The sequence below is a fragment of the Myroides albus genome (genome assembly GCF_009711045.1).
In the GTDB taxonomy this organism is placed as follows: Bacteria; Bacteroidota; Bacteroidia; order Flavobacteriales; family Flavobacteriaceae; genus Flavobacterium; species Flavobacterium album_A.
The window spans coordinates 1-6,029 of the sequence record NZ_WMJX01000079.1 but is presented as its reverse complement, the minus strand read 5'-3'; the positions used below and the strand labels follow the sequence as shown (position 1 = coordinate 6,029).

Annotated in this window: 3 protein-coding genes; 2 read left to right on the top strand and 1 reads right to left on the bottom strand. The window is 34.1% G+C overall.

The annotated features are described in order from the left end of the window. Positions 1–36 precede the first annotated feature (36 nt). Positions 37–294, bottom strand: coding sequence for a hypothetical protein (locus tag GJV76_RS15035; protein WP_155093406.1), 258 nt, complete (start codon positions 292–294; stop codon positions 37–39). Positions 295–739: 445 nt separating this feature from the next. Between GJV76_RS15035 and GJV76_RS15030 the strand changes: the two genes are divergently transcribed. Then, positions 740–5,236, top strand: a complete 4,497-nt coding sequence (locus tag GJV76_RS15030; RefSeq protein WP_155093405.1) for a hypothetical protein — start codon at positions 740–742, stop codon at positions 5,234–5,236. 30 nt (positions 5,237–5,266) lie between these two features. After that, positions 5,267–5,812, top strand: coding sequence for a hypothetical protein (locus tag GJV76_RS15025; RefSeq protein ID WP_155093404.1), 546 nt, complete (start codon positions 5,267–5,269; stop codon positions 5,810–5,812). Positions 5,813–6,029 lie beyond the last annotated feature (217 nt).

Below are 6,029 nucleotides of genomic sequence, written 5' to 3'. Positions count from 1 at the left end.
GGGGTTTTGTTTTTTAGGCTTTTTAGACAGCCTCTTTTAGTTTATATAAATCAGTATTTGAACAATTAGGTATAATAGTGTAACCGTAAATATCGGCGCTATTCGCTTTTGAATAGCTTGTCGAAAGGGAACTTTGTAAAATAGTATATCCCGAAGTAATCGGTAAGTAATTATACAGAATACGATTGCAAAAGATATATTCAAGACAAGCTTAATGTCAGTTAATGTTGCAATGCCTGCTATCTCTAATGGCATCGGTGTAAATAAAGATGTTTGTGTTGTTATCAGTGTCATACTTCTTTATTTTAAGAATTGTTTTTCTTAAAGGTAAGTAAATGACTCGGTTAAATAATCTTTCTGTTCTAATTTTTTCTTTTTGCTTATTGAAACAATTGAAATGTACAATTACATATAGACCATCTACATCTTTGATTTGTATAGTGATTTGAGCTGTTTTATAAATTTTAAAGTAGAACTTTTTAACGAAAATAAGGATGTCTCGTAATTCTTCTTTTCAATTTTGAAAAATGGTTAATAAAAAGCTTGGTGTGATAGAATACCTGCAATTTATTATTATGTTTCCCTTTTTATGTTTGATTATTATATAAATTGGCTTAAATTTGAAATAGATGTTAATTGAATTAACGTTTTAGTAGTAGTTATTTTGTTTTTTTATAAAGACATAGGTTTTTCTTAAGACCTGAAATCAAATAGTTTTAATTGTAATAGTAATTGTAATATGAAGAGATTTTTTACTGTAATTGTTTTACTGTGCTCCCTCTGGAGTATGGGACAAACTCCCGGTGGTATTAACGGAGTTACGGTTGAGTATTGGTTAAAAGCAGGTGAGCTGTTACCAACTTTACCAGAAGATGAAGAAGATGTAACAAATTGGAATGACGTTTCTGGGAATAATAGACACTTTGTCTCTCCAACAGCATTTCACCCTCGATTCGTTAAGTCTGCCATGAATTACCAACCTGCTGTTGACTTTTATTTTTTGGATGAGGAAGATGGAGGGAATGAAAAGAATAATAAACAAAGAAAGCTGGAGAGTATAAGTGACTTTGTTGTAGATTCTGATAGATCTTATTTTGTAATCTGGATATCGCGATTAGATGAGGAACATATCAGTAAGGATGCTTCAGTATTTGCTTTTACCGCTGGTATTAATGATTTTTTTGGATGGAATAGGAAGAAAGAACTCTTGTCTAATGTAAGAGGAGCGTTATATGCTTTTTCTGGGACTGACACTCGTAAATATGGAATAGGGATGTCTTTAATTCCCAATAAAACTGGTAGCACTGCTTTAGAGCACACTTTTTACCTCAATGGAGAAATGAGTAGCACAGGTGCTAAAAAAACGCTTTATAATAGAACAGGTAAGAGTGTCTTAGGTAAGCAAGATGGTGGAAATAGTGATAGTAATCCTTTTTTTGGTGAGGTAATGGAGGTTATTGTGATGTCCAAGCCTGCAGGTAGTAATGGTGTCACTCTAACTGCTGATGAAATTAAAAAGATTAATTCTTACTTATCTTTAAAGTATGGTTTAACTTTAAATAGCAATTCACAAAAGGATTATATACTATCAGATGGAACATTAATATACAATAGCATTTTGCCTGGATATAATGAGTTTGGATTTGATATTTTTGGACTTGTTAGAGATGACAATAGTGGACTGTATCAAAAGCAATCCATGAGTACTGAGCATCCAATTATGGGTGCGTTTCTAGGGGAATTGGCTGAGACTAATGACGAGAATACTTCGACTTTAGATAATAACGTCGCTCTTGTTTTTGGAGGAAATGGAAAAGAAGGAAACAGCTCCTATAGCTATAAAGCCGGAACAGCATTTATGAATTATACATTAAAGATAAATACTGATCCTGAAACAGGCGTAGTACAAGAAGAGCGTTTGTCATCTCTTGAAAACTATGTTTACCGTGCCAAATTAACGGGTAAGAGCTCACTGACTGTTAATTTTACTCCTAATAAAGGACAATGGATACTTGTAAGTGAAGATCCGTCTTTTAATCCGTCTACGACAAAGATATATAAGATAAAAGGAGGAGTTGTTAAAGATGTAGAAATCAAAGATGGCGATTATATTGGCTTTACTTATTATCTTCAAGCTCCAGGAGGAGTAACTAATGGCCTTCGTATGTGGTTGAATGCATCGGAAGAATCAACAATAGTTACCAATGAAAAGGGAGAAGTATTAATTTGGGAAGATTATGCAGGTTTAGGTACATCTTATAAGAGAAGGACTGCAAATAAAGCTTCAGCTGTTTACTTAAAAGCAGAAGAAAGAACAAATTATCACCCAACATTGCGATTTGATAAAGAGAATGATTATTTAATCACTGATAAGGCCCCAATGTCTGTTGCAGCACCAAGTAAAGTCTCTTTTTATACTGTTGTCAACCATGACTTCGCCTCAACAAGATCATATTTTATTGGTTTTGGTAGACAAACTTATGGAACGGATGGTAGAAGACCTGCTTTTGGTGTGTATAGAGATGGCTCTGAAGGAAAAGGACGTATAGGGTCTACAGGTCTTAGTAATACTAAAGGAAAACTATTTAACCCCGGTGCAACAACTATTGCAGGGTATATTTGGAATGTAGGAAGTGATGTTACCTTTGAATTTGATGCTCACGCAGAGAATGTAAAACATACTTATGATAATATTTTGATGAATGGACCAGGTATGCTTGGTATGGGAAGTTCTTCTAAAACATATTACTTGCAAGGAGTTATGCCTGAAGTTGTTGCCTATGAGACTATATTAACACAAAATGAAAGAGATAGAATTAATTCTTATTTAGGTTTAAAATATGGAATTACTTTAAAGATTGACAAAGCTTCTGTAGGTAATAATTACGAATATTTATTCTCTGATGGAACATCTATTTGGGAAGGGAATGATGCTGTTCACAATCAATATCACCATAACGTTGCTGCTGTTTTACGCGATGACGATGCTAATTTGAATAACCGTCAATCAAGATCAACTGACGTTGGTGCAATTGTACATATGGGAGTTGGAACAAAATTGGGTATTGATCCTGAATTAGATAATATCAAGCAGAATAAAACTTCAATAAGTTGGGGACACAATGATGGGTCTTTTGCATTGCATTCTTTTGCTGGGAATGATGATGTTTGTGGAGAGATGGACAGTCGATTAGAAGGTAGAATATGGCTTGTGGATAACGAGAGTTTTGATCAATCTATCATGGTTGCAGCTCACGGTCCCACGTTTCCATTCAACGGTGCTAATTACAAAGTTTACTTACTTATAGCTGATAGTGCAGAAAAGTTGATAGACAATAAGTGGGATCGCATAGTTCCGATGTTCTATAATAATGAAATGCACGTAGCCAATTATAAATTCACTGATGAATACACATATTTTACTTTTGGTGCTAAACAAGTTGGTACATGTGAAGGATGTGAATTCGAAGGTGTTAAAAAATTAGACTTTACTAAAGCTAATTGGAAAACTAAAGGCGATAAAGGACCTAAAGTGTTTGATTTAGGCGATGGGTTTAAAGTGAATATGAATATTATTGATTCAAGCAATAACTTGAATCGAGGTTATCCAAGAACATCTTCTTTAAAAACACTAAGAGAGAGTAGAAGAGGTGGGGCTGAGGTTACAACTGAAATTACATTTACTAACCCAGATGGAAATGAAGCGGCTGCTTCTGCTTCTTTTGAATTGTTTGATATTGATCGTACAGGTAGAGTTGTAGATATTGTTCAAGTGATAGGTTACTGTAATGGATCACCAGTTTATCCAAAGTTAAATTACACTTATAATAAACCAGATCGAAGTCGTTATAAAACTGATAATTCAGGAAATGCTAATGCGAAAAGACAAGGAGAAGGTTATAGTGGAAACTCCTCATATACTAATAAACGAGGTCGTGTATTTGTGGAGTTTGAGAATCCTGTACAGAAGATTGACATTGTTTATAAATCGCAAAGTAGTTCAACGACTTATCCAACTAGTTATATAGGTATTGGACCAATGGAGTTTTATTGTCCTGCACCTCTTCCTGAGCCTAATGAGGATGGTTTAATATTTGTTAAACAAGGTACTGCTGAAGTTTTACTATGTGAAGTAGTAGATTATACTTTTAGGTCAGTTAATACGAATTGTGCTCCTAAAGAAGTTAATTTTACTGATACTTTGCCAGAAGGTATGGTTTGGGTGAATAATTCTTTCTCTGCAGGAGGTGTTGATTTGGATGATGCAAATATTACTGGTTATGGTACAAGAACTTTAACTGTAAACGGTTTAATGGTACCTGGTGGAGGTAGTCTTTATACTTTTAGAGCTAATGCTATTTTTGAAGAAGATGCTTTAGCTGGTACATATGAGAATAGAGCAACTATCGATTATGATCGATTAGGAACTCCTGTCACCCTTCAGAGTACTGATAGATTAACAGGAAAAGATATGACGGAAACCATAGCTTTAGATTCAGACAGACCTAAACAAATATTGACAAGTTTTACTACTAATAAAGGTTGCTTTACTTTGGATAAGGAGAACGAAGTTTTATTAAATATTGATAATCCAAATGATTTTGATTTAGCAGATATGTTCTTGTCAATTGACTATGATATAGATGCCTTTAGTTTTGTAAATGGTAGTTTGGCTACCTCTACAGGTTTGAACATTGGTACTAATCAAAGTGATGAAGGTGGTTTCGAGTTCGAAGGGTTTAAAGTGCCAAAAGGAACAAGTTGGGTTAAGTTTAAAGTTAAGGCTTCAAATAATTTAGCTGATTATGATGTTGATCCAGCTACGGGTGATCCTCGTTCGATTACATTTAGTTTTGATTTAATTAGTGAATCTGAAGATGTGTGTATTGATGGTGCTTTAGCAAATGCAAATGGTGAAATAGAATTGCCATACTGTAGTATATGTTATTATCCTTCAGTTGTGGGGGATAAAGGTGATATTCTAAATTCGGATGGTTTTATGACTGTAAGTACACTTAATAGACCTGATAGTCAATGGGTATCTGAGCGTGGTAATGCTTTTGTTGTATTGGAGTCATATAATAAAGGGTTGGTAGTAACGCGTCTAACTACAGCTCAGATTTCGGCATTGAACCCTGTAGAGGGAATGATTGTATATGATTCTACTGAGAATTGTTTGAAATTATACAACGGAAGTGAGTGGGGATGTATCGCACAGGGATGTGTTGATGAATAATTAATAAGGTTTGATGTAAAAATAGATACTATGAAAAATATTATAGACAAATCAACATTTCTTTCATTGTTTATTTTGCTTATTTGTACGCATTTATCTTTTGGGCAAAGTGCAATTGGAAAGTTTGAAGTTGAGGGAGAAGATGTATTATTAGATTTCAAAGAAGATGATAATCGTGGGATTATTCTATCTTGGGTAACCAAACAAGATGATGTTTTAGATCCTGAGGGAGGAACTCTTATATATGATGCTAACGACAAGAAAGTGAAATATTATATGGGAGGAACAGTTAAGAAATGGGAGGATCTTTCTGTGAATACGGGATTAGTTGATACAAGTATTCAAGCAGGGCTGGTAGATGAAAGAGATCCTACCATAATAGGAAGTCAAGCTTCTACAGCTAAGGGAGCGCTTATTTTGGAAGCCAATGATAAAGCAATGGTTCTTCCAAAGATGAATAGTCCTCACTTAAATATCAAAAGTCCTGCAGCTGGTACAATTGTATATGATAAGGTTTCAAAAATGCTTTGTGTATTCAATGGTAAGGAATGGGCTTTTTGGAAGGTTGATAATTAAAAATATTATTTTCAAATTGTATTAGGGTTTATAGTTATGCCTCATGAGTTTTCTCATGAGGCTTTTTTATTACATAAAGTTTTACTACTTATCTGAAAGGTATAGAAGTTACAATTGAAGGTTATTTAGATAGTAAACATGCTTATCGCACTGACTCGATATGTACCTACATGACTCGATAAATAAAAAAAGGACATAATCTCGTGATTATGTCCTT